This is a genomic window from Pontivivens insulae (assembly GCF_900302495.1).
Taxonomy (GTDB): Bacteria; Pseudomonadota; Alphaproteobacteria; order Rhodobacterales; family Rhodobacteraceae; genus Pontivivens; species Pontivivens insulae.
Window position 1 is genome coordinate 396461 of the sequence record NZ_OMKW01000004.1, and the last position, 26009, is coordinate 422469.

General features: G+C 60.9%; 26 protein-coding genes, 1 tRNA gene and 1 pseudogene. 14 read left to right on the forward strand and 14 right to left on the reverse strand.

Annotated elements, in window-relative coordinates; translation table 11 throughout:
• The first annotated feature begins 6 nt into the window (after positions 1-6).
• The 7 genes and pseudogenes from POI8812_RS16005 (at position 7) to POI8812_RS16035 (ending at position 6550) form a co-directional block, all read left to right on the forward strand.
• Complete coding sequence (locus tag POI8812_RS16005; protein ID WP_108783601.1) at positions 7-435, forward strand: GtrA family protein; 429 nt, start codon at positions 7-9, stop codon at positions 433-435.
• A 186-nt stretch (positions 436-621) separates the two neighbouring features.
• Positions 622-1716, forward strand: coding sequence for an ABC transporter ATP-binding protein (locus POI8812_RS16010; RefSeq protein WP_108783602.1), 1095 nt, complete (start codon positions 622-624; stop codon positions 1714-1716).
• A 113-nt stretch (positions 1717-1829) separates the two neighbouring features.
• Positions 1830-2942 (forward strand): extracellular solute-binding protein, encoded by a 1113-nt coding sequence (locus tag POI8812_RS16015; RefSeq protein WP_108783603.1) that lies wholly within the window; start codon positions 1830-1832, stop codon positions 2940-2942.
• A gap of 169 nt (positions 2943-3111) precedes the next feature.
• Complete coding sequence (locus POI8812_RS16020; protein ID WP_108783604.1) at positions 3112-3591, forward strand: VOC family protein; 480 nt, start codon at positions 3112-3114, stop codon at positions 3589-3591.
• Positions 3592-3637: 46 nt separating this feature from the next.
• Complete coding sequence (locus POI8812_RS16025) at positions 3638-4912, forward strand: ABC transporter permease (RefSeq protein WP_108783605.1); 1275 nt, start codon at positions 3638-3640, stop codon at positions 4910-4912.
• 11 nt (positions 4913-4923) lie between these two features.
• Positions 4924-5802 (forward strand): annotated as a pseudogene (locus tag POI8812_RS16030) (ABC transporter permease); the annotation flags it as partial.
• 19 nt (positions 5803-5821) lie between these two features.
• Entirely contained in the window at positions 5822-6550 is a 729-nt protein-coding gene (locus tag POI8812_RS16035; RefSeq protein ID WP_108783607.1) for a hypothetical protein, read from the forward strand.
• On the opposite strand, the gene POI8812_RS16040 is transcribed toward POI8812_RS16035, so the two are convergent.
• From POI8812_RS16040 to POI8812_RS16070, 7 genes are all read right to left on the reverse strand, one after another.
• The gene (locus POI8812_RS16040; RefSeq protein ID WP_108783608.1) at positions 6494-7438 is read right to left on the reverse strand and encodes an AEC family transporter; all 945 of its coding nucleotides are present in this window, start codon (positions 7436-7438) and stop codon (positions 6494-6496) included. The two genes, POI8812_RS16035 and POI8812_RS16040, sit on opposite strands and share 57 nt — an antisense overlap.
• A 61-nt stretch (positions 7439-7499) precedes the next feature.
• Complete coding sequence (locus POI8812_RS16045; RefSeq protein WP_108783609.1) at positions 7500-8297, reverse strand: MBL fold metallo-hydrolase; 798 nt, start codon at positions 8295-8297, stop codon at positions 7500-7502.
• A gap of 81 nt (positions 8298-8378) precedes the next feature.
• Entirely contained in the window at positions 8379-9161 is a 783-nt protein-coding gene (locus POI8812_RS16050; RefSeq protein ID WP_108783610.1) for a TatD family hydrolase, read from the reverse strand.
• Between the two features lie 10 nt (positions 9162-9171).
• The gene (locus POI8812_RS16055; RefSeq protein ID WP_108783611.1) at positions 9172-10302 is read right to left on the reverse strand and encodes a DNA polymerase III subunit delta'; all 1131 of its coding nucleotides are present in this window, start codon (positions 10300-10302) and stop codon (positions 9172-9174) included.
• Positions 10299-10898 carry a dTMP kinase gene (gene tmk, locus POI8812_RS16060; protein ID WP_108783612.1) on the reverse strand — a complete coding sequence of 200 codons (600 nt, stop codon included), beginning with the start codon at positions 10896-10898 and terminating at the stop codon, positions 10299-10301. Before tmk ends, POI8812_RS16055 begins: the two co-directional genes overlap by 4 nt.
• Positions 10899-10904: 6 nt before the next feature.
• Positions 10905-12059, reverse strand: a complete 1155-nt coding sequence (locus POI8812_RS16065) for a D-alanyl-D-alanine carboxypeptidase family protein (protein ID WP_108783613.1) — start codon at positions 12057-12059, stop codon at positions 10905-10907.
• Between the two features lie 11 nt (positions 12060-12070).
• Positions 12071-12940: an SPOR domain-containing protein gene (locus tag POI8812_RS16070; protein WP_108783614.1), complete on the reverse strand. Its 870-nt coding sequence runs from the start codon at positions 12938-12940 to the stop codon at positions 12071-12073.
• 165 nt (positions 12941-13105) lie between these two features.
• Between POI8812_RS16070 and POI8812_RS16075 the strand changes: the two genes are divergently transcribed.
• A tRNA-Ser gene (locus POI8812_RS16075) sits at positions 13106-13195 on the forward strand.
• A gap of 46 nt (positions 13196-13241) precedes the next feature.
• Here POI8812_RS16075 and otnC read toward each other — a convergent pair.
• The 7 genes from otnC to POI8812_RS16110 form a co-directional block, all read right to left on the reverse strand.
• A complete protein-coding gene (gene otnC / locus POI8812_RS16080) occupies positions 13242-13886 on the reverse strand; it encodes a 3-oxo-tetronate 4-phosphate decarboxylase (protein ID WP_108783615.1) in 645 nt (214 codons plus the stop codon).
• Positions 13883-15103, reverse strand: a complete 1221-nt coding sequence (gene otnK / locus POI8812_RS16085; protein ID WP_108783616.1) for a 3-oxo-tetronate kinase — start codon at positions 15101-15103, stop codon at positions 13883-13885. Before otnK ends, otnC begins: the two co-directional genes overlap by 4 nt.
• Entirely contained in the window at positions 15100-15897 is a 798-nt protein-coding gene (locus tag POI8812_RS16090; RefSeq protein WP_108783617.1) for an N-acyl homoserine lactonase family protein, read from the reverse strand. The genes otnK and POI8812_RS16090 overlap by 4 nt, the downstream gene beginning before the upstream one ends.
• A complete protein-coding gene (locus POI8812_RS16095) occupies positions 15894-16184 on the reverse strand; it encodes a putative quinol monooxygenase (RefSeq protein WP_108783618.1) in 291 nt (96 codons plus the stop codon). The genes POI8812_RS16090 and POI8812_RS16095 overlap by 4 nt, the downstream gene beginning before the upstream one ends.
• On the reverse strand, positions 16184-17695 hold the full coding sequence (locus tag POI8812_RS16100) for a tripartite tricarboxylate transporter permease (RefSeq protein ID WP_108783619.1): 1512 nt from the start codon (positions 17693-17695) through the stop codon (positions 16184-16186). The genes POI8812_RS16095 and POI8812_RS16100 overlap by 1 nt, the downstream gene beginning before the upstream one ends.
• 1 nt (position 17696) lies before the next feature.
• The gene (locus POI8812_RS16105) at positions 17697-18440 is read right to left on the reverse strand and encodes a hypothetical protein (RefSeq protein WP_219928826.1); all 744 of its coding nucleotides are present in this window, start codon (positions 18438-18440) and stop codon (positions 17697-17699) included.
• 79 nt (positions 18441-18519) lie between these two features.
• Positions 18520-19527 (reverse strand): Bug family tripartite tricarboxylate transporter substrate binding protein, encoded by a 1008-nt coding sequence (locus POI8812_RS16110; RefSeq protein ID WP_108783621.1) that lies wholly within the window; start codon positions 19525-19527, stop codon positions 18520-18522.
• A 134-nt stretch (positions 19528-19661) separates the two neighbouring features.
• Between POI8812_RS16110 and POI8812_RS16115 the strand changes: the two genes are divergently transcribed.
• From POI8812_RS16115 to POI8812_RS16140, 6 genes are all read left to right on the forward strand, one after another.
• The gene (locus POI8812_RS16115) at positions 19662-20753 is read left to right on the forward strand and encodes an isocitrate/isopropylmalate dehydrogenase family protein (protein ID WP_108783622.1); all 1092 of its coding nucleotides are present in this window, start codon (positions 19662-19664) and stop codon (positions 20751-20753) included.
• Complete coding sequence (locus POI8812_RS16120) at positions 20750-21781, forward strand: Gfo/Idh/MocA family protein (protein WP_108783623.1); 1032 nt, start codon at positions 20750-20752, stop codon at positions 21779-21781. Before POI8812_RS16115 ends, POI8812_RS16120 begins: the two co-directional genes overlap by 4 nt.
• Positions 21778-22455: a GntR family transcriptional regulator gene (locus tag POI8812_RS16125; protein WP_108783624.1), complete on the forward strand. Its 678-nt coding sequence runs from the start codon at positions 21778-21780 to the stop codon at positions 22453-22455. Before POI8812_RS16120 ends, POI8812_RS16125 begins: the two co-directional genes overlap by 4 nt.
• An 81-nt stretch (positions 22456-22536) precedes the next feature.
• Complete coding sequence (locus POI8812_RS16130) at positions 22537-23121, forward strand: ANTAR domain-containing response regulator (protein ID WP_108783625.1); 585 nt, start codon at positions 22537-22539, stop codon at positions 23119-23121.
• Entirely contained in the window at positions 23118-24293 is a 1176-nt protein-coding gene (locus POI8812_RS16135; RefSeq protein WP_108783626.1) for an ABC transporter substrate-binding protein, read from the forward strand. Before POI8812_RS16130 ends, POI8812_RS16135 begins: the two co-directional genes overlap by 4 nt.
• Positions 24294-24564: 271 nt before the next feature.
• A complete protein-coding gene (locus POI8812_RS16140; protein WP_108783627.1) occupies positions 24565-25932 on the forward strand; it encodes a CmpA/NrtA family ABC transporter substrate-binding protein in 1368 nt (455 codons plus the stop codon).
• Positions 25933-26009 lie beyond the last annotated feature (77 nt).

Consider the following 26009-nt stretch of genomic DNA (forward strand, 5'->3'; position numbering starts at 1 on the left):
CGCCTCATGTCAGACGGCACTTCTGAAACCACACGATCTTTTCAGACGGAAGCGGCACGATTCGCCCGATTCCTGATCGTGGGCGGTGGTGTAGCGCTGATCTATGCAGGCTTGTTCTTCGCCCTGCGGTATTGGCTCGTCCCCACATGGCTGGCCAATGTCATCGCCTTTTGCTGCGGCGTTCTGTTCCAATATGTCATGCAGACCGTCTGGACGTTCCGCGCCTCTGTGCGCGATTCCAGGCAACAAGCCCGCTTTCTGGGTGTGATCGTGTTCGGGTTGGTATTCTCGTGGCTGGCCACCACGAAAATGGCCCCCGTCATAGGCTATGGGGACAGGATTGGCGCCGCACTCGTCATCTTTGTCCTGCCCGTGTTCAATTTCGCGCTCTATCGGTTCTGGGTCTTCCGCGATCAACAGTCAAATCGTCTTTGAGCGCCCCAAGAGCAGCCCAACATACCGGTTTCGGTCGTGAATCAGGTCTGATCGTTCGGATTTAGGCGCATTTCCGATCCACCGTTGCGTTTCGCTAGGACGTATTGTTAGCTTTCACGCGACATGACGGACTGTGCGGTTGCGCACATGAACGAACGGGACAAAAGGGGCAGGTATTTGTCGGATATGACAGCGAATGACGGGTTCGTAACATTCGATCGGGTGCAGAAAAGCTACGATGGCGAAAACCTCGTGGTGAAGGACCTGAACCTTTCCATCGGCAAGGGGGAGTTTCTGACCATGCTTGGGCCGTCAGGTTCGGGCAAGACGACCTGCCTGATGATGCTGGCCGGTTTTGAAAGCGCCACCCATGGTGAGATCAAGCTCGACGGCGTTTCGATCAACAACATTCCGCCGCACAAGCGCGGGATCGGCATGGTCTTCCAGAACTACGCGCTCTTCCCGCACATGACGGTGGCCGAGAACCTCGCCTTCCCGCTTGAAGTGCGCAAAATGGGCAAGGATGAGCGTGAGGCCAAGGTTAAGCGCGCCCTCGACATGGTCCAGATGGGCGCATTCGGCGGCCGCCGCCCCGCACAGCTTTCCGGCGGGCAGCAACAGCGTATCGCACTGGCCCGCGCGCTCGTCTTCGATGCGGAACTGGTGCTGATGGACGAACCGCTCGGCGCGCTCGACAAGCAGCTGCGTGAGCATATGCAGTTCGAGATCAAACACCTGCACGAACAGCTCGGCATCACGGTCGTCTACGTGACCCACGATCAGGGCGAGGCGCTGACCATGTCCGACCGGGTTGCGGTCTTCAACGATGGCCGCATTCAGCAGTTGGCCCCGCCAGAGGATCTCTACGAGCGTCCCGAAAACAGCTTCGTTGCGCAGTTCATCGGTGAGAACAACACCCTCGGCGGTCGCATCGAAAAGATCGAGGGCGACGTGGCAGAGGTGCGTTTGCATTCGGGGGAGCTGATCAGCGCGTTCCCCGTCAATGTCACACAGCCCGGCGAAGAGACCACAATCTCCATCCGGCCAGAGCGGGTCGAGATCGACCACACGCGCTTGCCTGCCGACGCGCATCTGATCGACGCCGAGGTGCTGGAGTGGATCTATATGGGTGACATCTTCCGCACGCGCCTGCGCGTCGCGGGCAATGATCAGTTCGTGATCAAGTCGCGCAATTCCGGCGATCAGCGCAAGCTGAAACCGGGTGAGAAAATCAAGATTGGCTGGGCTCCGATGGACGCCCGCGCGCTCGACGCTAGCTGATCTTATCGCATAGCCGCTGTGGGGCTGGCCCCCGCGCGGCGTACACCGCACCGGAACGTCTGCCCGGCGTGTCCACTGCGGAACAAAGTCAACACGGGCACAGGGAATATGTAATGAAACTCAAGTCATTGATGGTTGGGGCAACCTCTGCCCTCGCATTTGCTTCCATCGCTCAGGCGGACGGTCACATGGCTGACAGCCTGACGGTCGTCTCCTGGGGGGGCGCTTATCAGTCCTCTCAGCAGAACGCCTACTCCATCCCCTACGCGGAGATGACGGGTACCGAGTTCACCTGGGATGAATCCTCGGCTGAGGCTGTTGCACGCCTGCGCGCCATGGCAGAAGCCGACAACATCACCTGGGATGTGGTGGACGTTGTTGCGGCGGACGCGATGCGTCTTTGCGATGAGGGCCTCGCGCTCGAAATCGACCACGACAACATGCTGGCCGCCGCACCGGACGGCACGCCTGCTTCCGAAGATTTCGGCGACCTGATCGTCTCCGACTGCTTCGTGCCTCAGATCGTGTACTCCACGACATTCGGCTACCGCACCGATGTCGAAGCATGGAACGGCAACGCGCCGACTTCCGTCTGCGACGTCTGGAACATGGACGACTTCCCCGGCCAGCGTTCGCTTGAAAAGCGCCCGATCGCCAACATGGAGTGGGCTCTGATCTGTGACGGCGTCGACATCGCGGACGTCTACGACGTTCTCGAAACCGAAGAGGGTGTTGCACGCGCCTTCGCAAAGCTTGACGAGATCAAGGACATGGTCACTTGGTGGTCCGCAGGTGCGGAAACGCCCCAGCTGCTCGCAGATGGCGAAGTCGTTCTGGGCTCCACCTATAACGGTCGCCTGTTCTCCGTGATCGAAGAGCAGAACCAGCCGGTCGCAATGCTCTGGGATTGGCAGATGTTCGATCTCGATGGTTGGATCATTCCAGCAGGTCTGCCTGCGGACCGTGAGGCACGCGCGCTCGACTTCCTGTCCTTCGCAACCGACACGCAGCGTCTCGCAGACCAGGCGAAGTACATCTCCTACGGCCCGGCACGTGCGTCCTCCGCACCGCTGGTGGGTCAGCACGCAGAGCTTGGCATCGACATGGCGCCGCACATGCCGACGGATCCTGCAAACGCTGTGAACACCTTCCTGTTCAACTACGACTGGTGGGCGGATAACCGCGACGACATCGACGCGCAGTTCCAGGCGTGGCTGCTCCAGTAATCTGGGACCATACGCCCCGGCCAAGTGCTGGGAGCCTGCCCCGGACCTGATCCGGGGCCGACTAGACGACCTGCGGTCCCGGCTCACGGGCCGGGACATGCAATAAGATCGACGCCCCGGCCACGCGCCGGGGCCTCACCCCGCAACACGCACCGCGAAAGGAGGCGTGATGACCAGCACAACGCCTTCTCTCCCGATGCATGACGCAAGACCAGACTGGCAAGCCGCCCACCGTGCGCGTGTGTCCCCTTTCATCGTTGTTCCGAACGCGATGCGGGTGGTTGAGTTCGCGCAAGAGGTGTTCGACGCAAGACTCGCGCGCCCACCGCTCTACCGGACGGATGGGCATCTGTGGAATGCGGAGATCGTGATCGGTGACAGTTGTATTCTTCTGGGCGATGCGCGGGATGAGAAAATGACCCGTCCGGCCTTCCTCTATGTCCACGTCCCCGACGCGGACGCAACTTATGCCAAGGCAGAGGCTGCGGGCGGCAAGGTCGTCATGCCCGTCACAGATCAATTCTACGGTGACCGCGATGGCGGCATCGAGGATCCCGCCGGAAATCTCTGGTGGATTTCAACCCATATCGAGGACCCGACCGATGATGAGATCGTCGCCCGGGCCCGCGCCGTTGAGGCTTCATGGTGAAGGCTCAGCCAACAACAAACCGACCCGCCCCGACAGGAGCAGATGTATGAGTTCGACAGACATGGACACCGGACCGGTTCTCGCCGCTGATGGCACGCCGCTCAAGAAAAGCCTCGCGCGTGCGTTGCGCCGCCAGAAGATGCGCGCGCTGATGCTGATCGCGCCGCTCTTGCTGTTCATCCTGATCACCTTCCTGATCCCGATCGGGCAGATGCTGCTCCGGTCGGTGGACAACGAAATCGTCTCTGCCACCATCCCGCGCACCGTTCAGGCGCTGGAGGATTGGGAATTTGTCGAGGGTGGCGCACCACCGGGCGAGGCGGTGTTCGAGCAGCTCTATGAAGACATGCTCATCGCGACCGAACAGAAGATCCACACACGCCTCGGTTCCCGCCTGAACTACGAAATGTCGGGCATGTCCTCGCTGTTCCGCAAGACGAACGAGCGTCGCCTTGGCCGCTTCGATCTGGAAGAGCCGCTGGCCCCGCAATTTGCGGATATTGATGAGGATTGGCTGGATCCGGAGGTCTGGTTCACGATTCAGAGCAATTCCGACACTGTGACGGCGGGCTACTTCCTGGCCGCCGTTGACCTGCAACGCACCCCCGACGGGATCGAGAGCGTGCCCGACTTCTCGGCCATCTATGTGAAGCTCTTCGTGCGCACGATCATCCTGTCGGTCACGATCACCTTCACCTGTCTCATCTTGGGCTATCCGATTGCTTGGCTGCTCTCGAACCTGCCGGCGAAATCCGCAAACCTCCTGCTGATCCTGGTCTTGCTGCCCTTCTGGACCTCACTTCTGGTCAGAACGTCGGCCTGGAAGGTGCTGCTGCAACAGCAAGGTGTGATCAACGACATCCTCGTTTGGATTGGGCTGGTGGCCGATGACAACAGGCTTGCCCTCATAAACAACGCGACCGGTACCGTGATTGCGATGACGCATATCCTGCTGCCCTTCATGATCCTGCCGCTCTATTCAGTGATGAAGACAATCCCGCCCTCCTATGTGCGGGCTGCCAAATCGCTGGGTGCAACGGATTGGACGGCCTTCTGGCGGGTCTATTTCCCGCAAAGTGTGCCGGGCATCGGTGCGGGTGCAATCCTCGTCTTCATCCTCGCCATCGGTTACTACATCACGCCGGAACTGGTTGGCGGGACCGACGGAACATTCATCTCGAACCGCATTTACTACCACATCTCGTCGAGCCTGAACTGGGGCCTTGCGGCCGCACTCGCCACGATCCTGCTGGCCCTCGTCATGGTGCTCTACTGGATCTACGACCGCATGGTCGGCATCGACAACGTGAAGCTGGGATAAGAACCATGAGCCTTCCTGCATATGCCTCCACCGGCCAAAGGGTCTGGTATTACTCGTTCCGTGTGATTTGCGGCCTGATCTTCGCGTTCCTGATCATTCCGATCCTGGTGATCATCCCGCTCAGCTTCAACGCGACGGATTTCTTCACCTTCACGCCGGAAATGCTGCGCCTTGATCCTGAAGGCTACAGCCTCAAACACTACGAGGATTTCTTCACCGATGACGGCTGGCAGGCCGCGTTGCGCAACTCCTTCATTATCGCCCCGATCGCCACGATCCTGGCGGTGGTGTTCGGAACGCTCGCAGCCATCGGCCTCAGCCAGAGCCACGTGCCGTTCCGCCGTGCGATCATGGCGATCCTGATCTCTCCGATGATCGTGCCGTTGATCATCTCGGCGACGGGTATGTTCTTCTTCTACTCGGCGATGGGCAATTTTCTGGAAGATACGTTCGGCCTCAGCCAGGATTTCGTGGGTTACATCAAGATTATCCTGGCGCACGCGGCCCTTGGCATTCCCTTCGTGATCATCACTGTCACGGCCACGCTGGTGGGCTTTGACCACTCGCTGACCCGCGCGGCCGCCAATATGGGCGCGAACCCGGTGACGACCTTCTTCAAGGTGCAGATGCCGTTGATCCTGCCCGGTGTGATCTCTGGTGGTCTCTTCGCCTTCATCACTTCGTTTGATGAGGTTGTCGTGGTGATCTTCATCGGATCGGCCTCGCAGCAGACGTTGCCCTGGCAGATGTTCACCGGATTGCGAGAGCAGATCAGCCCGACAATCCTTGCGGTTGCCACCATCCTTGTGGTCATCTCGATCCTGCTTCTGACCACGGTGGAGCTGTTGCGCCGCCGGTCAGAACGCCTGCGCGGCATGTCGCCGGGCTGACCTATCCGGAGGACACCCCTTGTTCAGATCTGCCCTTGCAGCTCTGCTGATCTCATCCTCCCCGGCGCTGGCCTGTACCGCGCCGGGGGTTTTCTTTTTCGACCCCGATCCCGTGGTGACCTTGCGGATCCTGCCCGATGATCTGGACCGGCTCGACCTGTCCGAAGGCACCACCGTGACCGGAGCCTATACCGGAACGGAAACCCGGCAGAATGGCGGTCATCTGCCCGTCGGCTTCATTATCCGCGAGGGGGAGGTCATCTCGCGCAACGGTGCCCGCATGGATGGGGCGCTGGTGATTGATGCGCAGGGACACGCCACGATCACCCGGCGGGACCGCGTGGGGATCGACACGTTGGAGGGGCGGCAAGGCTATCTTTCCCGCGCTTCAGTTGAGGGGACGGGCATCCTTCAATCGCATCTGCTGATCACGGACGGCGCGCTTGACCTGACGGATGTGGAAGACGCCCCGCGTTTCATCCGCCGCATCCTGTTCCAGACCGAGGCAGGACTGGGCCTGTGGCAAAGCGATGGCGCGCTCACGCTCTATGCGGCGGCAGAGGCGCTACAGGCTTCGTGTGCCCCTGACATGGCCCTTAACCTGGACATGGGGTCTTACGACTTCTGCTTCACCGGCGGGGACAATTGCGGCCTGCTGCGCGCAGGCGACCTCAGCCGCCTGTCCAACCTGCTACATTTCGAGGGTCGAGAGCGCGATCAGCCACAGGCTGACGCTGACAACGGATAGGGCTGTCGCAATCAGAACCGTGTTGGCGGCCACGCCCTTTCCGCGATCATACATATTGGCAAAGACATAGGCATTCACGCCAGGCGCCATTGCCGCTGTCAGGACGGCAGAGCGGATGAATTCGATTGGCAGTTCAAAGACATATACGGACAGAATCCAGGCGATGCTCGGATGCAGGACCAGCGACAGGCCGGTCACCATGCCCGCTTGGGCGATCTTGTCCGACAGGGCATAGCGGGTCAGTATCCCCCCCAATCCGAACAGCGCCGCAGGCAGGGCCGAGGCGCGCACCATATCGACCGCCGCCCAAACCGGGTCAGGCAGGGCAACTCCGCTCAGATTGACGATGAAGCCCAGCATCAATCCGATCATCAGTGCATTTCGAAACATCGCCCGTGTGACGGCCGCTGCCGTCGCAGCCGGTCCACGCCCGTCTGCGCGGCTGAACTCCATCGCTGTGATGCCCAGCAAATAGCAAAACGGCGCATGGATCGCGATGATCCCGAAATTGGAGGCCAGCGCCTCCACCCCATAGGCCCGTTCCGTGATCGGCAGGCCCAACAGGACAGAGTTCGAGAACAGCGCCCCGAACCCGATCGCCACAGACTCACCCGGTCGTCGGCCAAACAAATAGCGCGCGCCCAATATGCCAAGGACGAAGCAGGTCGTAGCCCCACTGTAAAAGCTGACCAGCAGCCGCCAATCGAACACGGCCCCCAGATCCAGCCGGGCCAAAGCCGCAAACAGCAGACAGGGAATGGCAAAGCTCTGCGTATAGACCATCAGCCCGTCGACATAGGCGTCGGCAAACAGCTTCAGGCGCACAGCCACATATCCGGCACCAATGATCATGAAGACCGGGATGACGACCGTCAGAACTGTCAGCATCGCGTCGCCATCTTTCTCCAAATACGCAGCGCGCGGTCGGCCCTACGTTTGGAGCAGGGGATCAAAGCTCCGCCTCGATTCGCATCATGTCAAAGGCGGGCGTGACGCCTTCGGGCAGTTCCGCTGATACCGTCCGATAATCGATATCGACATGCATATTCGTGATCACCGCACGTTTCGGCGCGGCGCGTGCAATCCACTCCAGCGTTTTTTCAAGGTGCGAATGGCTGGGATGCGGGGTATAGCGCAGCGCGTCCACGATCCAGCAATCAAGCCCTTCCACAGCCGCCCAGGCCGCATCAGTCATGTCAGAGACATCGGGCAGATAGGCGCAATCCCCGATGCGCAGCCCTTGTGCGACGATCCCGCCATGTTTCACCGGGAAGGGTGCAAACGGGATCGGCCCGCCGGGGCCGTCTATCGTGATCGGCTCATCCATCGGATGCAGGTCCAGAATGGGTGGATAGGAACTTCCCTCCGGTTGCACAAACGCATAACCGAACCGGTCGATCAGCGCGCGCCGGGTCCGCTCATCGGCCCAGACCGGAAGACGCTTGCGGGTGTTGAAGACGATCATCCGCAGATCGTCCAGGCCGTGCACATGGTCCGCATGCTCATGGGTGTAGACAACACCGTCCAGCACGCCGACCTCCGCATCGAGCAACTGTGCCCGCATGTCTGGCGACGTGTCGACCAACACTCTGGTGACGGCCTCACCCTCGAAACGCTCCACCAGAAGGGAGCAGCGCCGCCGCCGGTTTTTCGGCTCAGCCGGGTCGCAGGCGCCCCAGTGCCCACCCAGACGGGGCACGCCGCCGGACGATCCGCAGCCCAGAATGGTCAGGACGAGCCGTGCCATCAGCGAGCCTCCGGCACAAAAAACGGTGCACGGGTTGTGCACGCTTTGTGTACGGGTTGTGCACAGGCATTTTTCACCAGATCACCCCTTCACCCGTGGAAAGAGACGCTCGAAATTCGCCTCGGTCGCGGCGGCGAAAGTGTCAGGCTCGACGCCGAAAATCTCGGCCCCCATGGCAGCGGTATGCGCAGTGAATGCAGGTTCGTTCCGCTTGCCCCTGTGCGGCGTCGGCGCAAGGTAGGGGCTGTCGGTCTCCACAAGGATGCGATCCAGGGGGGCATCTGCGAAAATATCCCGCAATTCCTGTGACTTGCGGAAGGTCACGATGCCAGACATCGACAGGTAAAATCCCAGCCCAAGCGCCGTTTCAGCAAGGGCCCGGCTGCTGGAAAAGCAGTGCATGACGCAGTTGAACGCGCCCTTGGCATGTTCCTCTGTCAGAATGGCCGCCATGTCCTCATCCGCATCGCGACTGTGGATGATCAGCGGCAGGCCGGTCTTGCGGCATGCCTCGATGTGAAGGCGAAGGCTAACCTGCTGATCTGCCTTGCTTTCCTCGGTGTAGTGATAGTCGAGCCCCGTCTCTCCAATCCCGACCATTCGCGGGTTTTGAGCCGCGTTGACCAATTCTTCAACAGTGATGATCGGCTCTTCTGCAACGCGCATGGGATGAATGCCGAACGCATGCCAAACCGCTGGATAAGTCGCGGAAATCGTTTCGACATTTGCCAGGCCAGCCCGCTTTGTACAGATGGTGACCATCCGTTCCACACCTGCCGCCACGGCGTCAGCCACGACCTGATCGCGTGTTTCGTCGAAATCGGGAAAATCCAGATGACAATGGCTGTCGGTCAAGCGGGGCATGCGCGTCCTCTCAGGCCACCTTGCGCGCGGTGGCGTCAATCCTGAGGAAGCTATCGAGCATCACCTGCGCCGGGTCAAGATTGACCGCGCGCGCATGTCCGATCCGTGCGCGCAATTGATCGCTCAACTCCGCCCATGCGCGACCGCTTTCGGGACTGGGGGCAAGGCGGGCGAGCAGCTCTGCCTCACCTTCGAAAGGGGTTGGTGCAACCCGACCGGTGGCACCCGCACGGGCGAGACGGGCGAGGAGCAGGAAGGTCAGTCGGACGGTCAAATCGTAACGGCCCTCAGCGCCTTTGCCAGCACAGCTTTCTGCGATGCGCGACAAACCAACCCGGTCTAATTTCGGGACACCCGACAACAATGTCAGCAGGTTGGCATAAAGTGTCACCCCCTCATCGGCCAGCACCCGCACGGCCTCACCAACAGACCCGGCGGAGAGGGAGGCGAGCGCGGCTGCTTCCGCGCCAGGAGGTGCCCCGGCATCGGTCATGGCACTGTCCAGATCGGCCTGCGCCAATTCGCCCAAGCGCAGGGTGCGACAGCGAGAGCGGATGGTAGGCAGCAGGCGTCCGGGCTGGTGGGTCACCAATAGGAACAGCACACGGGCGGGTGGTTCCTCCAACAACTTCAGCAAGGCGTTTTGCGCAGGCACGTTCAATTCATCCATCGCGTCGATGATTGCGACGCGCCAGCCGCCATCTGCCGAGGACATCGCAAAGAAGGATTTGAGCTTGCGCACCTCGTCCACGGTGATCGCCGTTTTCAGCCGCTTGGCCTTGTCGTCATAGGGACGGCGCAGGACCGTGACGCGTGGTTCTGAGAGGGCTGCTACACGCCGAAAGACGGGATACTCAGCATCCAAATAGAGCGTATCGGCCGGCGGAGTTTCCTCCGCCCCGAACAACGCAGGCCCCGCGTCTGCCGGTTGCGCGATCAGCCATCGCGCTATGCGCCAGGCGAGCGTGGCCTTTCCGACGCCCCGTGGCCCGGTGAGCATCCAGGCGTGATGCAATTTTCCACTGTGATGCGCGGCCAGAAACTCTGCTTCCTGCGACCCGTGACCATGCAGGGATGCTGTGTGCCGTGGATGGGGGACACCCTCGATCCGATCTGGTTCGGGAAGCGCGTCATCACTCATCGAATTGCCTGCAGGACGTCGGTTGCCACATCATCCACGGATCTGTTTCCGTCGATCAGGCGGCATCTGTTGGGGAAATCGGCGGCCAGTGCCCGAAAGCCTGCGTGAAGGCGGTGTTGGAAAGAGGCGCCCATATCCTCGAACCGATCTTCGCCGGAGCGTCGGGCGAGGCCACGGGCCAGGGCTTCATCAGGGTCCATGTCGATGATGAGTGTCAGGTCAGGCTCCATCCCGATCATCTGGGCATGCAGGGCATCAACGACCGCGCGCAGATCGCCACGGGTCGCACCCTGGTAGACCCGCGTGCTGTCAGCAAAACGGTCAGAGATCACGGTCTTACCAGCTTCAAGGGCGGGCCGGATCGTCCGCTCCAAATGATCGCGACGCGCTGCGGTGAAGAGCAGGATTTCCGTCTCTGCCGACCAGCGGCCCGGATCGCCTTCGACCAAAAGCCTGCGGATTTCCTCCGCTCCCGCAGAGCCGCCCGGTTCGCGGGTGAGCACAATATCACGACCGGACTGTTCCAGATGCGTGGCCAGCCTGCGGGCCTGCGTTGACTTTCCTGAGCCGTCAATGCCCTCGAACGTGATGAACATGTCCGCTTAGTCAGAGCCGAATATGCTGCCAAGGGCGCGGCCTGCCATCATTCTGGCGGAAGTCATCACCCGTACCATCGCGCCACCCTCGGCCACATCGGCACCCGCGACGAGGGGTACGACGATGTCTCCAACATCTTCGGAGGTGGTGATGATCAGGTCGGCGATGTGATCGCCTGCTGCGATGGGCGCTTCAACCGGGCCGTCATAGGAGACGCGCGCAACAGCACCGTCGACCTGTCCGCGGGGAAGTGTCGCCATGACACTGTTTGCGGCGACGAGGGGCACGGTGTCGGTCTCGCCCAACCAGATTTCTGCCTGCGCGACCGTCTCGCCCGCATCGAAGAAGGTGACATTCTCGAATTCCCGAAAGGCCCAGCGGGTCAGACGTTCTGACTCGGTAGTCCGGGCGGATGAGCTGTCGAGCCCCGAAATCACGAAGACGATGCGACGACCATCCTGTTCGGCTGAGCCGACAAGGCCGAAGCCTGCTTCCTCGGTATGACCGGTCTTCAGACCGTCACCACCGATCCCGGCCCCAAGAAGCGGGTTCCTGTTGGGCTGCGTGATGTCGTTCCAGGTGAATTCCTGTTCGGCGAAATAGGGATAGAACTCCCCAAACTCATCAATCATCCGGCGTCCGATAAAGACGAGGTCCCGGCCGCTCATCCTGTGATCGGGATGCGGCCAGCCGGTCGCATTGGCAAAGGTGGAATCCATCATCCCCAATTCACGGGCGCGGATCGTCATGCGATCTGCAAAGGCCGTTTCTGACCCGGCAAGATGCTCGGCCACGACGATGCACGCATCATTGCCCGACAAGACCACGATACCCCTGATCAGATCTTCGACCGTGGGATCATGGCGGGTTTCAAGGAACATGGTGGAGCCGCCAAAACCGTGCGCGTTTTCGCTGACCGGAAAAACAGTGTCGAGGCCAACGCGGCCGTCCTGCACCGCCTCAAACAGCATGTTGAGTGTCATCAGCTTTGACATCGAGGCAGGCGGGATCGGCGTGTCTGCGTTGCGTTCCAGCAGGACTGCGCCGGTGTCATAGTCCACGATCAGCGCGGTGGTCGCGGCCGTGTCGATGGTTTGCGCGCTGGCCGATGCCGCGCCAAGGGCGAGGGCAAAGGCGATGTGGCGAAAGGTATTGATCATGTCGTCTCCCGTCACTGGAGGGAAATAGCGATGGAATCCGAGAAGCCAAGCGCGCGCAGACGGTCGCGATAGGTCGCCAGCTCCTGGGTCGAGGCGGCTGGACCAACGACAACGCGCGTTAGTGAGCCTGCAGGGCGTCCAGAGGCGGGAAGACCCGCTTCGGTCAGGCGTGTGACGAGCGCTTCTGCATTCGCGGCGACGCCAAACATACCCACCTGCATGAAAGGCTGATCCGGTGCGTTCGGGGCCGCAGCGGGTTCCTGCGCCGGCTCAACCGCCTCGACAACGACGGGTGCGGGCGTCTCGGCCGGTTCGGCGGACGCATCAGCTTCAACCGGGGTGGAGGGATCAATTTCGGAAGGAGCTTCAACGGGCTCTGCCACTGGCTCAACCACATCCTCTGCAACAGGTGCAACCGGGGCAGGAACGACCACTGCCTCCACCAGACCTTCCCGAACGGCGACGACGGAGACTTGCACGGGCACACCAGCAGGTACGTTGAGCGCAATCGCAGCTTCTGCGGAAAGCTGGAACGGTGGTCCGGGCAATGCGCGCTCACGGCGAAACAGTGCGGCGGACGTGACGATATTGTTTGACAGGTTGGTGATCTCCACCCGCTCGGCTGCGCTGACATCTGGATGAGCCACCCATGGGCCGCCAAGGGACGGGCGACCGTCCCAGACGGCCATGTCACGCACGGCGAATATATCAGGGCGTTGTTCAAGTTGCGGTTCGAGACTGGTCACAGGTGTCGTGACGGTCGTATCTACGGGACCGTCCGCGCCGCTCGCCGTTGGCTCGGTGTTGGCCGTCTGCTCGCAGGCGGTGAGTACGAAAGTGGATGCCAGTATTGCGCCAAGCGCCTTTACGCGAACCGTCATGCTGCCTGTTCCCTCACGGTCAAAATCTTGTTGCTTTGCCTCATCGGGCGCCGCTCTGCCGTCAGCACCTCGTTTTGCGGCATGCTACAGCACCGCGCTTCGGGGGGAAAGCCTCACGCAGGCTCTGGACCTTCGGTGTGATTTTCCGTTAGGCGTGTGCAGGACGGAAGTGTGGCCGAGTGGTTTAAGGCACTGGTCTTGAAAACCAGCGTGCGTGAGAGCGTACCGTGGGTTCGAATCCCACCGCTTCCGCCAGCAAACCTAGTCTTTTCAGAATGAAGCGCGCCGTGAGGGCGGCTCGCTACCAGTCCACGTCGAATTTTCGGACGACTGCGCCGATTTGATCGTTGGTCAGGCCGATTGGGTTTTGGCCACGGGTGAGCAGGGCCAGCTTGGCCGTTTCCTCCAGCTCTTCCATGGCGAAGGTTGCGGCCCAGATGTCTTTGCCCGCAACCACCGGTCCATGGTTGGCCAGCAGCACGGCTGAGCGTTTGCCTGCAAGACCTCGCACCGCGTCGCCCATCGCGGGATCGCCCGGAACGAAGAAGGGCAGCAGCTTCACCTTGCCCACGCGCATCACTGCGTAGGCCGTTAGCGGCGGAATGGCGTGATCTGGATCGGTTTCGGGCAGCATCGACAAGGCGACCGAGTGGGTCGAGTGGAGGTGAACGACGGCCCCGGTGCCGGTTCGCGTTTCATAGAATGCCGAGTGAAGGGGCGTTTCCTTGGTCGGGCGATCCCCGGACAACAGGCGGAATTTTTCATCCAGATGGCTGATCCGCGCAGGATCAAGGAAGCCCATCGGAACCCCGGTTGGCGTGACCAGCACGGACCCATCTGAAAGGCGCGCGGAAATATTGCCGGACGCGCCGCAGGTCAGCCCGCGGTCGAACATCGACTTTGCGAGCAGACAAATATCTTCGCGCAGCTTTGCCTGTTCACTCACGCGCTTTGCTCCATCAACGACAGGGTGTCGGCAAAGAAGGTCTCGCCTCCGAAATTGCCGGATTTCAGGGCGAGAGCGGTTTTTCCTGCACGCACGAGAGGTACGCCCGCGGCGGCGCGCGGGCCGATTGTGAGCGCTTCTGCCTTGAGGCCGGTCACAACCGCGCCGGACGTCTCGCCCCCGGCGACAACGAGGCGCGTCAGTCCGCGCGTAACTAGTTCAGTGGCCAAGCTGCTGAAGAAGCTCTCGATGGTCGCGGCAGCACGCTCCGTCCCGAATTCGGCCTGGGCCGCCCGCACGACATCCGGGTCGGCGGAGGAGTAGACCAGAGGGGCGGTGTCCTGTGACAGAACCCAAGCCGTTACATCATCCACAGTCGTGCTGCCGTCGAGCACCGTGCGCACGTCGATCTGCCTGTGCGGGGCTATGGCGAGATAGTGTTCGACCTGCGCACGGGTTGCACGGCTACACGAACCGGACAGCACCACGCCGGGGCCTGTCACCGGCTCCCAAGTCGGTGGGCGTGAGGTCACATTGAAATTGACTGGCAGCCCGAGCGCGATCCCGGATCCGCCGCAGAGCAGCGGCATGCCCCGGGCTGCTGCCCCGATTTCCAGCAGATCATCATCCGTGATTGCATCGACGATATAATGCGCGTCTTCGCCCATTGCTTCGGCAAGCACGCTCGGGCCGCGCATCACCGTTGCGCGTGGCACATGTTGCACGGCACGTGCGGACTGTGCGGCGAGCACGCGACGCAGATCCGGGTCCGTCATTGGGGTGAGGGGGTGATCCTCCATCCCGCTTTCGTTGAGCAGGCGGTCCTGCACGAAAAGATGACCCTGATAGACGGATCGTCCGTTTTCAGGGAAAGCGGGGCAGACCGGGACGCCCCGTGCTTGCAATCGGTCTGCCAAGGCGTCGAGCACCGGGCCGATATTGCCCTGTGGGGTGCTGTCAAAGGTCGAGCAGACCTTGAGCACGATCTGCTCGGCGCCTTGGCGCAACAGCCATTCGCATGCGGCCAGAGATGTCGCTATGGCGTCCGCGACGGGTGCAGTGCGGGATTTTAATGCGACAACGCCCGCGCCAAGGTCGGGATCGGAATCATCCGAAGGCACGCCGATGAATTGCGCCACGGACATGCCAGCCTCTGCCAGTGTCAGGGCGATGTCGGATGCGCCCGTGAAATCATCTGCGATGACGCCAATCTTCATGTCTTTACCGCCTTTTGCGGCCCGGTATCGAGCCTGTGAATGTGGGATGCGAGATCGCTGGCGAAGTAGTCCCGCACCAGCGGGTCGTGACCGGGGACAATCAGGTCCGGGCGACTTGCGAGTCGTTCGAGCGTGTCGAACCCGTCAAGCATATTTTGCAAGTCGACCACGATCGGGAAGGGTTTGCGTGCGTGCAGGTTCTCGTAAAAATGTGCGGCATCGGAGGCCAGCACCATCCAGCCCGATTGTGTGCGGACCCGGACGCATTGCAGGCCACGGCTGTGACCGCCAATGCAGTGAACCGTGATGCCGTCGGCAATTTGAGCGTCGCCATCGTGAAATTGCACCTTGCCTGAATAGAGCCGTCTGATCGCCTCGCACACATGATCTGCGGTAAAGGGCATGCGCAGGGTGTCGTGGCACATGCACGGCCCTGTGGCATAGGCCATCTCTGCCGCTTGCAGATGCAGCGTCGCATTCGGAAAAAGATGCAGACCGCCCGCGTGGTCGTAGTGCAGGTGGGTGACGATGATCTGATCGACATCCTCAGGCCGTATGCCGAATGGGGCCAGGGCCGCTACCGGATTGAGGCGAATGGGCCGCCCGCGCGCTGCGGCTTCCGTGTCGTCATAGCCGGTATCGACCAGAATGGTCTGATCCCCCTGACGCAGCACCCAGACATAATAGTCGATGTCATGGGGTGCATCATGGTTGTCGTCGAAAATGAAGCTGTCGGCGCGGGTTCTTTGGCCGCGTTCGGCATATTTGACGCTGTGGATTTGCCATTCGCTCATTGTACGACCTTCGAATAGGTGGAGACTGTCTTGGCCCGGATCATCGGCGCCACGACCCTATCGAACGTCTTGAAATGAGCGCTGTCCAGATGCTCGGCAAAGGCGGCGGCATCTGAATAGAGCTCGTAGAGGAACACCTCTGCCGGGCGCGATGGATCTGTGCAGACGTCGAACTGGTGGCAGCCCGGTTCCTGAGCAAGTGATTGCCGCGCATTGGCTTGCATTGCGGGCAGGAACTCTTCCATCCGTTCCTGCTCGATTTCGAATGTCACAACGACAGCGAACATCAGATGATCCTCCGGCGCAGATGCCCGAAGGCGCGTTTCACAACAGGTATCTGGCTCATGATAAGGGCCAGATTGAGCGCAAGCAGGATACTTGCGACCGGGCGTGAGGCAAAGACCATCAGGTCGCCGCCGGAAATCAGCAGGGATCGGCGGAACGTCTCATCAAAGAGACCACCGAGGATCACACCGATCACGAGTGGGGCAATGGGGAACTTGAGCATGTTCAGAAAATACGCGACGAAGCCGACGCCGAGCATCAGGTAGAGATCATTGATGCCACCCCCGACACTGAAGGACCCGATGGTGGTCAGGACCATCACGATCGGCAGGAAGACGACCTGCGGGATGCGCAGGATCTTGATGAACACCCGTGCGGTGAACAGGCCCATGATGAACATGGTGAGCGACGCAAGCACCATGATCGCCACGACGCGCAGGATGATGGCAGGGTCGATCGTGGGACCGGGTATGATATTGTTGATCTTGAATGCGCCCATCAGTGCCGCCGCCGGTGGGGAGCCGGGGATGCCGAGCACAAGCAGCGGGATCAACGCCCCACCGATGCAGGCATTGTTGGCCGTCTCGGATGAGAGCAGGCCTTCGAGCGAGCCCTTGCCGAACTTCTCCCCCTCAGGACTGACGGTCTTTCCGACGCCGTAACTGACCCAACCGGCCACATCCTCACCCACGCCGGGCAGGGCGCCGACGCCGGTTCCGATCACGCCGGAACGGGTGATGGTCGGCAGGTAACGCTTGACCGTCTTTGTGTTCGGAAGAATGCGTCCTTTGAGTTCTGTGACCTTACCCACATCCATATGGCGCATGCCCTCGATGATCTGCGGGACGGCGAATGCGCCCATCAGCACGGGCACGACCTGAAAGCCGCTCAGCATATAGGACCAGCCGAAGGTGTAGCGCGGTTCGCTGAGAAGCGGGTCGAGCCCGACCATCGCCATGGCAAGCCCGATCAGCCCGGCAATCCAGCCTTTGACGACCAAATCCTCGGACATCAACGTGCCTGAGAGCAGGATACCGAACAGGGCGAGCAGCGCTTTTTCGGGGCTTGCGATGTTCTGGGACAGAAGCAACAGCGCCCAGACGAATACCAGAAGGGCAAGTGTGCCAATGAGCGTGCCGATGAAGCTGGCGGTGGTGGTCAGGCCCAGTGCCTCTCCCCCACGGCCCGCCTTTGCGAGCGGGTAGCCGTCCATCGCTGTCGCGGCACTGGCTGCCGTGCCCGGGATGTTGAGCAGGATCGAAGGGTAGGAGCCTCCGTAAATGGCACCCACATAGGCGCCCAACAGGGCGATCAATGAATAGTCGAGGGGAACCTTGTTGCCGAAAAAGCCGGTCAGGATGGTGACGGCGAGTGTCGCAGTCAGGCCCGGCAATGCGCCAAAGGTGATGCCGAGGAACACCGAAATGATCAGATAGATGTAGGTGAGTGGATCAGAGGCGAGCGCCCAGAACGCCCCGCCAAATCCTGACAATTGGGTGAGGATGAACTCCATCTCACGACCTCCAGATCGGACGCAGGGTCACGTAATAGTGGTATTCGATTTGCTTGAAGAGGATGCCGCCGCGGTTGGGGACATTCTGGCGGAAGCCGAAGGCCATTGCGCAGACCAGCAGCACCGGTGCGATAAGCGCGATAACGGGGACCGCTTTCAGGACGCGGTCACCGCGCGCATTCAGCACGACAACAGCCGTCATGATCGCCCACATCGCCAGCGTGATGATGTCATCATCATGGGCGCCCCATTCAGACTGCGACAGGTGCATGACGAGCGCATAGAGCCCGCAGACCGCGACCGCGGCGGCGGACAGGATCATGCGTTCCGGCAATCCTTTGTGAAATCCAAAGGTAAGCGCGGTGATCAGCAACCCGCTGCACGCGATGAAGTCAACGCGGGGCACAAGTCCTGCGACATAGAAAAACAGGATCACGCCGATTGTGGTGAAGCGCAGAGCCTCTGCCTGATCCCAGCCGATCCCCACGGCGCTCAGCGCGCGGGCCGCGCCACCGTCACGGATCGCGATGATCAGCAGGACGATGGAAAGGATCAGGAGGGCGCTGAAGATGCCCAGGGGAACGATCGCTGCGGAATTGTACCAGGATGCCGTGCTGACGCCGGCGCGGTTGTCACCGAAAAGCGGGATGTCAAATGTCCGCCAAAGGAAAAAGACCGATACGGCCAGCAAAACGAGGGCGCCCCAGAAGTCGCGGGCGCGCAATATCTCTTTATCTTCCATCATCTGTCCCGATCCGGAGGGTGATGAAAGAGCGCGGGACTGGCCCTCCCGCGCTCTTCACTCTTTGCCTTATGGGAGGCGCTTACGGGCGCTCGATACCCAGGCTCGCGGGATCAACCGTGGCCGAGCCAAGCTCCTGCAGCGTGTAGGCAAAGTTCGCTTCGAGGGTCGCAAAGATTTCCTGCGCTTCCTCGCCATACTGGCCGCCAACATCGTAGTTGTTGGCCGCAGCCCATTCTGCGACAACATCCGAAGCGATAGCGGCTTCGAAGGCTGCGCCGAGGGCGGCTTTCACCTCATCGGACGCACTGTTGTGCACGGCGAAGCCGATGGCTTGCTTCAGCGGCAGATAGGCGTCCAGACCGTCATAGATGTCAAAGGCGGATGGCACCGTCATGCCGCCGATTTCGGCGCTTTCCGGGGTCAGCATCGCCAATGGGCGCAGTTGGCCACCCTCGATCAGTGCTGCCTGTTCTGCCAGCGAAGTGACGACAAGAGCGACTTCGCCTGCAATCGCGGCCTCCTGACCTGGCGCGGAACCGCCATAAGGCACGAAGAGGAAGTCTGCATCGGCGCCATTCTCGATCGCAAGAAGGTTGAGGTGGTGGATCGAACCTGCGCCGGATGCTGCAGCCGGGATCGTGTCTGGCGCGGCCTGCGCTGCTTCGACCAGCTCTGCCAGCGTGGTGTAGGGGCTGTCCGCCGGAACAGAGATCAGATCGGGCGAGCCGCCGACAATGAACGGATACCAGAAGTCGAAGCGCTGATCCCAGCCGCCCTGGACGGCCGCGGTCACGTTGGATTCGGACAGACCGACCAGCGTGTAACCATCATCGGGCTGGTTCTGCACGTAGACCATACCATTCGAGCCTGCGACGCCGCCGGTCTGGTTGATCACGTTGATCGACACCGGCAGGTGCTTTTCCATCTCAGCCATGATCATGCGGTTGATGCTGTCCGTGCCACCACCAGCACCCCAGACAACTGCCGTGGTGATGTCGCGGAACGGATAGTCCTGTGCGACAGCCGCGCTGCCCAGACCCGTCGCCAATACGGCGGCTGCGGCGATCTTTGCCATGCTGAATTTCATTTGATCTGTCCTCCCAGACGTTAGGTGTTCGTTGTTGCATTTATTTGCGTATGCATTAATGAATGCACTGTCAACTTTTTGATTGGAGCAATCGAAAAGTTCACGGATAACGAGGCGGACGCAGAGGCACCCAGATGACCAAGACTTTCGACATTGCTGTATTTCAGGGGGATGGCATCGGGCCTGAAATTACGGGGCCAACGCTGGAAATTCTCAAGCGGATGGCGTCGGTCTCAACCGGCTACAATCTGCGGTTCCGCGATGCGCCCGCAGGGGCACGTCACTATGCCCAAACCGGCGAATCACTTCCGGCAGAGTCGATGAAAATCGCCCGTGAGGCGGATGCGATTCTGCTATCTGCGATGGGTCTACCGGACGTGCGCTATGCGGATGGAACCGAGATTTCACCACAGATCGACCTGCGGAAAGCCCTGACCCTGTTTGCAGGTGTGCGTCCGGTGACTGTGAAGAAGGGGCAGAACACTCCGCTCAACATGCCAGCCGATCGTGAGATTGATTTCGTGCTGATCCGTGAAAGCACGGAAGGTCTGTTTTACACCCAAGGTCGCGGCGAGGTGACGAAGAACGAAGCGCGGGAAACGCTGCTGATCACCCGCGATATCTCGGAAAAACTGTTCGAGTTTGCCTTCGCCCTGGCCCGTAGTCGGAAAGAGGTTGGACGCGGGCCAGGGCGGGTCACCTGTGTCGATAAAGCAAATGTGTTTCGCGCCTTCGCGTTCTTTCGCGAGATGTTTGATGCAGAGGCGGCGCGGAACCCTGACTTGCAGGCCGATCATGCCTATGTCGATGCGACAGCGCTTTGGATGGTGCAAAAGCCCTGGGATTTTGACGTGCTGGTGACCGAAAACATGTTTGGTGACATCCTGTCTGATCTGGGCGCTGGGCTGATGGGGGGGCTTGGGCTCGCCCCCTCTGCCGATATCGGCCTCGAACATGCGGTGTTCCAGCCATGCCATGGATCTGCGCCAGATATTGCCGGCAAGGGCGTTGCGAACCCGTTTGCGATGATCCTGTCGGCGGCAATGATGCTCGACTGGCTCGGCATCAAGCACGACAATGCCGATCTGCGGCAAGACGGGACGCGCCTGCGCGAGGCCGTGGAGGACGTGGTCAGCCAAGGTCGCGTGCTGACCCGCGATTTGGGTGGCTCGGCAGGCACAGACAGGGCGGCGCAAGCCGTGCTTGATGCGCTTTTCGTGGCATGACGGGGGCGGCCAAGCTGAGGGTTGCCTGCGTCGGTGCAGGGTATTTCAGCCAGTTTCATTATGGCAGTTGGGCGCGGATGGAGGGTGCCGAGGCGGTTGCGGCGTGTGATCGTGATTTGACGCTGGCCACGGCAACCGGATTGACGGCCTATAAGGACGTGGCGGAAATGCTGGCGGCGGAGCGGCCTGACCTGCTCGACATCATCCTGCCGCCCGCCTCACACGCTCAAGTCATACGCACCGCTTTGGCCGCCGGTGTGAAGTGGATGATCTGTCAAAAGCCGTTCTGCCGTGATCTCGCAGAAGCAGAGGCGATTACGCTGGAGGCAGAGGCGGCTGGCGCCAAGATCATCGTGCATGAGAATTTCCGCTTTCAGCCATGGTACCGTGCGATCAAGCGCGCGGTCGAAGACGGTGTGGTCGGACAGGTTCAGCAAGTGACGTTTCGCCTGCGGCCCGGAGACGGGCAGGGGGCGGATGCCTATCTGGACCGCCAGCCCTATTTCCAGACCATGCCACGGCTTCTGATCCACGAGACCGGCGTACATGTCGTCGATACGTTTCGATATCTGCTGGGGGATGCCGTATCGGTCTACGCGGACCTGCGGCGCATGAACCCGGTCATCGCGGGCGAGGATGCTGGGTTCGTCTTGTTTGAGCATCCCGACGGGGTCAGAGCTGTTTTCGACGGCAATCGCAATCTCGACCATAAGGCTGACAATCTGCGCCGAACGATGGGCGAAGCTTTGGTCGAAGGAACCGACGGGACGCTTAGCTTGCACGGTGATGGCAGGGTGACATTACGCAAATTTGGCTCCGATGACGACGCAGTGCTGTTGCCTGCCGATACGTGGGAGGGCTTTGGCGGAGACTGCGTGCATGCGCTGCAATCCCATGTCGTCGGGGCCATGCGCACCGGCACCCCCTTGGAAAATGAGGCGAGGGATTACTTGTATGTGGTACGGGCCGAAGCGGCGATCTATGCTTCTGCCGAAACAGGGGCCAGACAGGTGGTAAGCACGACGTGACAAGCTCTGCGCAAAAACCGGCAACCAATGTTCAGCGGGCGATCCATCAGCTGCGCGACAAGATCTTTTCAGGAGAGCTTGCAGCGGGATCGGATCATCTGGAGTCGGAGTTGGCAGAGGTGTTGAGCATGTCGCGAACACCAGTGCGCGAAGCTGTTCTGACGCTTGAAACGCAAGGCCTGCTGGAGCTGCGGCCACGAAAAGGCGTGCGCATTCTGCCAATCTCTCCAGAAGATATGGCGGAGGTCTATGACGTTCTGACAGAGTTGGAGAGCCTTGCAGCTGCACGTGCCGCGGCGTTTGGCTATAGCGCGCAGGAGTTGGCCCCGCTTGATCGGGCGATTGGCGACATGGATATCGCCATTCATTCCTCTAACCTCGAAGACTGGGCAGAGGCCGATGATCGGTTTCACCGAGAGCTTGTGCGGTTGGGGCGCAATTCGCGTGCCATCTCCATCGTCGAGATGATGAGCGATCAGGTGCGGCGGGCGCGCAGCATGACATTGTTTATGCGTCCGCTTCCCACCAAGTCGAATGAGGATCACCGCGAGGTGTTTCGCGCGATCATGGATGGGGATGCGGCGAAGGCGCGACAGACCCATCGGGAACATCGCGAACATGCCAAGCAGATGATCGTGGAACTGCTCAAGCGCCATCGTCTGCGCTACGTTTGAGAACGCGAAGAGAGGTACGCTGCTGACTTCGCGCATGCAGCATCTTTACTTCGCAAGCGCAGCGCGCCTACTGTGGCGTTCATGTCGAATGTTTTGTCCATCGTCGTTGTTGAAGAAGATCGCGACCGCGCTCTGACAATTGTGGACAGCCTGCGCGATGCGGGCGAGTTCGAGATCCATGTCATTGGAACCCGCACCGGCCTTGCCCGGCAGATAAAGGCCCGTGAGCCGGATGTCGTTTTGATCGACATCACCAATCCGTCGCGCGACATGCTGGAGGAGCTGGCACTTGCCTCCGGTCCGATGGAGCGGCCCGTTGCGATGTTTGTGGATCGGTCCGATGACGGTTTGTCGGATGCAGCCATCGAGGCCGGTGTTTCGGCTTACGTCGTGGATGGATTGCAGCCCGCACGCCTCAAACCGATCCTGGATGCGGCCATCACGCGCTTCCGCATGTTTCAGCGTATGCGAACAGAACTGGCTGAAACCAAGCGAGCGCTGGAGGAACGCAAAGTCATCGACCGTGCGAAAGGTATGGTGATGAAGGCGCGCGGCGTCAGTGAGGATGAGGCCTACGCGATCCTGCGAAAAGCCGCGATGGACCAGAACAAGCGTGTGGCCGAAGTCGCAGCGGCCCTCGTCACCGCTGCGGGGCTTTTGTCATGAAGGCGCGCTCGGTCACGCTGGGGTTCATACCGCTGGTCGATGCCGCGCCGCTGATCGTTGCCCATGAGATGGGGTTTGCCGCCGAAGAGGGGCTTTCGCTGACGCTCTCGCGCGCGCCGTCATGGTCTGCATTGCGCGATATGCTGCGGATCGGTCACCTGGATGCGGCGCATATGCTGTCACCTGTCCCTGTCGCCGCGGCGCTTGGTCTTGGCGGTGTGAGCGGTGGGCTCTCGGCCGTCTCTGTTCTGAGCATCAACGGAAATGTCATTGGTGTGAGCCGTGAGCTGGCCGCTCGATTGCGCGATGCGGGGCATGATTTCGCGTTTGATGATGCACGCAGTGCGGGCAATGCGCTGATCGCGGCCGCTGATAAGCCCCTGCGCATCGGTGTGCCCTTTCCGTTCTCGATGCATGCAGAATTGGTATTCTATTGGCTGACCGCGCTGGGATTGCCTGCACCGGAGAACCTGACCGTGCGCACGGTGCCGCCCGCCCTGATGGGAGAGGCGATCCGCGCAGGTGAGATTGATGCATTCTGTGTGGGGGAGCCTTGGGGAAGCCAAGCCGTTGAGACGGGTGTAGGCGAGCTTTTGTTGCCATGCTCTGCCATCTGGGCCTTTGCACCGGAAAAGGTGCTGGCGGTGCGCGATGAATGGGCGGATGCAGAACCCGCCCTCGTCCAATCCCTGATCCGCGCTGTCTGGCGCGCGAACCGGTGGCTTGCCGATCCGTCTTCCCGGATGCTCGCGGCAGAAATGCTTGCGCGTCCTGCATGGCTCGACCTGCCCGCGGAATTGCTGGATCGCGCGTTGGGCGGGCGATTGGTGATTTCGGCAAATGGGGACACCCGCAATGTGCCCGATCTTATTGAGTTTCACCGGGGTGCAGCCACTTTCCCCTGGCGCAGTCAGGCGGAATGGATCGCGTCGCGGCTGGCGCGTCGCGTTGGTCTGGACCCGGATCGCGCGGCGGAGCAGGCACGCTCTACGTTTCGCAGTGATATTTACCGCCTCGCCATGGAGCCTACGGGGATCGATTTGCCCGGCGCATCGGCGAAGTTGGAGGGCGCTTTGTCCGCTGATACGGCTGTCGCCTCTCGGGCTGGACGCTTGATTCTGCCACGCGACGCCTTCTTTGATGGCGAAATCTATGAGCCTTTGCTCAAGTAACGCGCATTTCTGCGCGACAGTTTGTCCATAAATTGTGCAATGCCAAAAAATGCCCGGATGAGGGCATTTTTCTTTTGCAGTTGCGAAAGGCGCGCGCTTTTATCGTCGCATCGGCAGGCAACGGAGCTCGTCGAACAAGATACGCCCTAAGATAGGGCCGTTTGTGAGCAAAGCCGCTCGACCCTTCCCGCCAAACAGAGGCGGGGTGTGTCGGCGGCTTTTTTTGTTGCCCGGTTGGCCGGGTTAACCACCAAATCCAGAGGCTCTTCCCATGAAGAAACTTCTTCTCGCCCTTGCAGCTTCCACTGGCCTTGTGGCCCCCGCATCTGCGGAGATGCTGGAACTTGAAACAGACATCCTGACCTTCGGGTTCATCAAGCTGACAGACATGGCGCCGCTCGCCGTGGCTTATGAGCAGGGCTACTTCTTCGATGAAGGGCTGTTCGTCACGCTTGAAGCCCAAGCCAACTGGAAGGTTCTGCTCGACGGTGTGATCGACGGTCAGCTTCAGGGCGCGCACATGCTGGCGGGTCAGCCGCTGGCGGCAACGATTGGCTATGGCACGGAAGCCCACATCGTGACGCCGTTCTCGATGGATTTGAACGGGAATGGGATCACGGTGTCCAACGAAGTCTGGGAAATGATGCGCCCGCACATCCCCTCGATGGAAGATGGACGCCCTCAGCACCCGATCAGCGCTGAAGCCCTGATCCCGGTGATTGAAGACTTCAATGCGCGCGGTGAGCCGTTCAACATGGGCATGGTCTTCCCGGTCTCGACGCATAACTACGAACTGCGTTATTGGCTGGCTGCTGGCGGGATCAACCCCGGTTACTATTCCCCCGACAACATCACGGGCCAGATCGGTGCAGAGGCGTTCCTGTCCGTCACCCCGCCGCCGCAGATGCCTGCGACGCTGGAAGCTGGCACCATCTCTGGCTACGCCGTGGGTGAGCCGTGGAACCAGCAGGCGGTCGTGAAGGGCATCGGTGTGCCGGTGATCACCGACTACCAGCTGTGGCGCAACAACCCGGAAAAGGTCTTCGGCTTGACCGCTGAGTTTGTTGAGGAGAACCCCAACACGACCCTCGCCGTGACCCGCGCGCTGATCCGAGCGGCCATGTGGCTGGATGAGAACGACAACGCGAACCGGCCTGAGGCAGTCGAGATCCTGTCCCGCCCGGAATATGTGGGTGCCGACTATGACGTGATCGCGGCCTCTATGACCGGCACATTCGAATTTGAGCCGGGCGACGTGCGCGAAGTGCCGGATTTCAATGTGTTCTTCCGCTACTACGCGACTTATCCCTACTACTCTGACGCTGTCTGGTATCTTACCCAGATGCGCCGCTGGGGTCAGATTGCCGAGCAGCAGCCGGACAGCTGGTATGATGAGGTCGCCCGCTCGGTCTATCGCCCGGACATCTATCTTGATGCGGCGCGTTCCCTTGTCGAAGACGGCTTGGCCAATGAAGCGGACTTCCCCTGGGACACTGACGGCTACCGTGAGGCCACCCCGGCTGAGGATATCATCGACGGCATCCCCTACGACGGGCGCACGCCGAATGCCTATCTGAACAGCCTGCCGATTGGTCTGCACGATGACCAGCGTGTCGTAGGCGACGAAGTGCAGGGCTAACGCCCTTCGCGTGTCCGGGCCGGGGGCCATTCTTCCCCTGCCAACCGGCCCGGACCCAAATTTTTCCTAAAGACAAG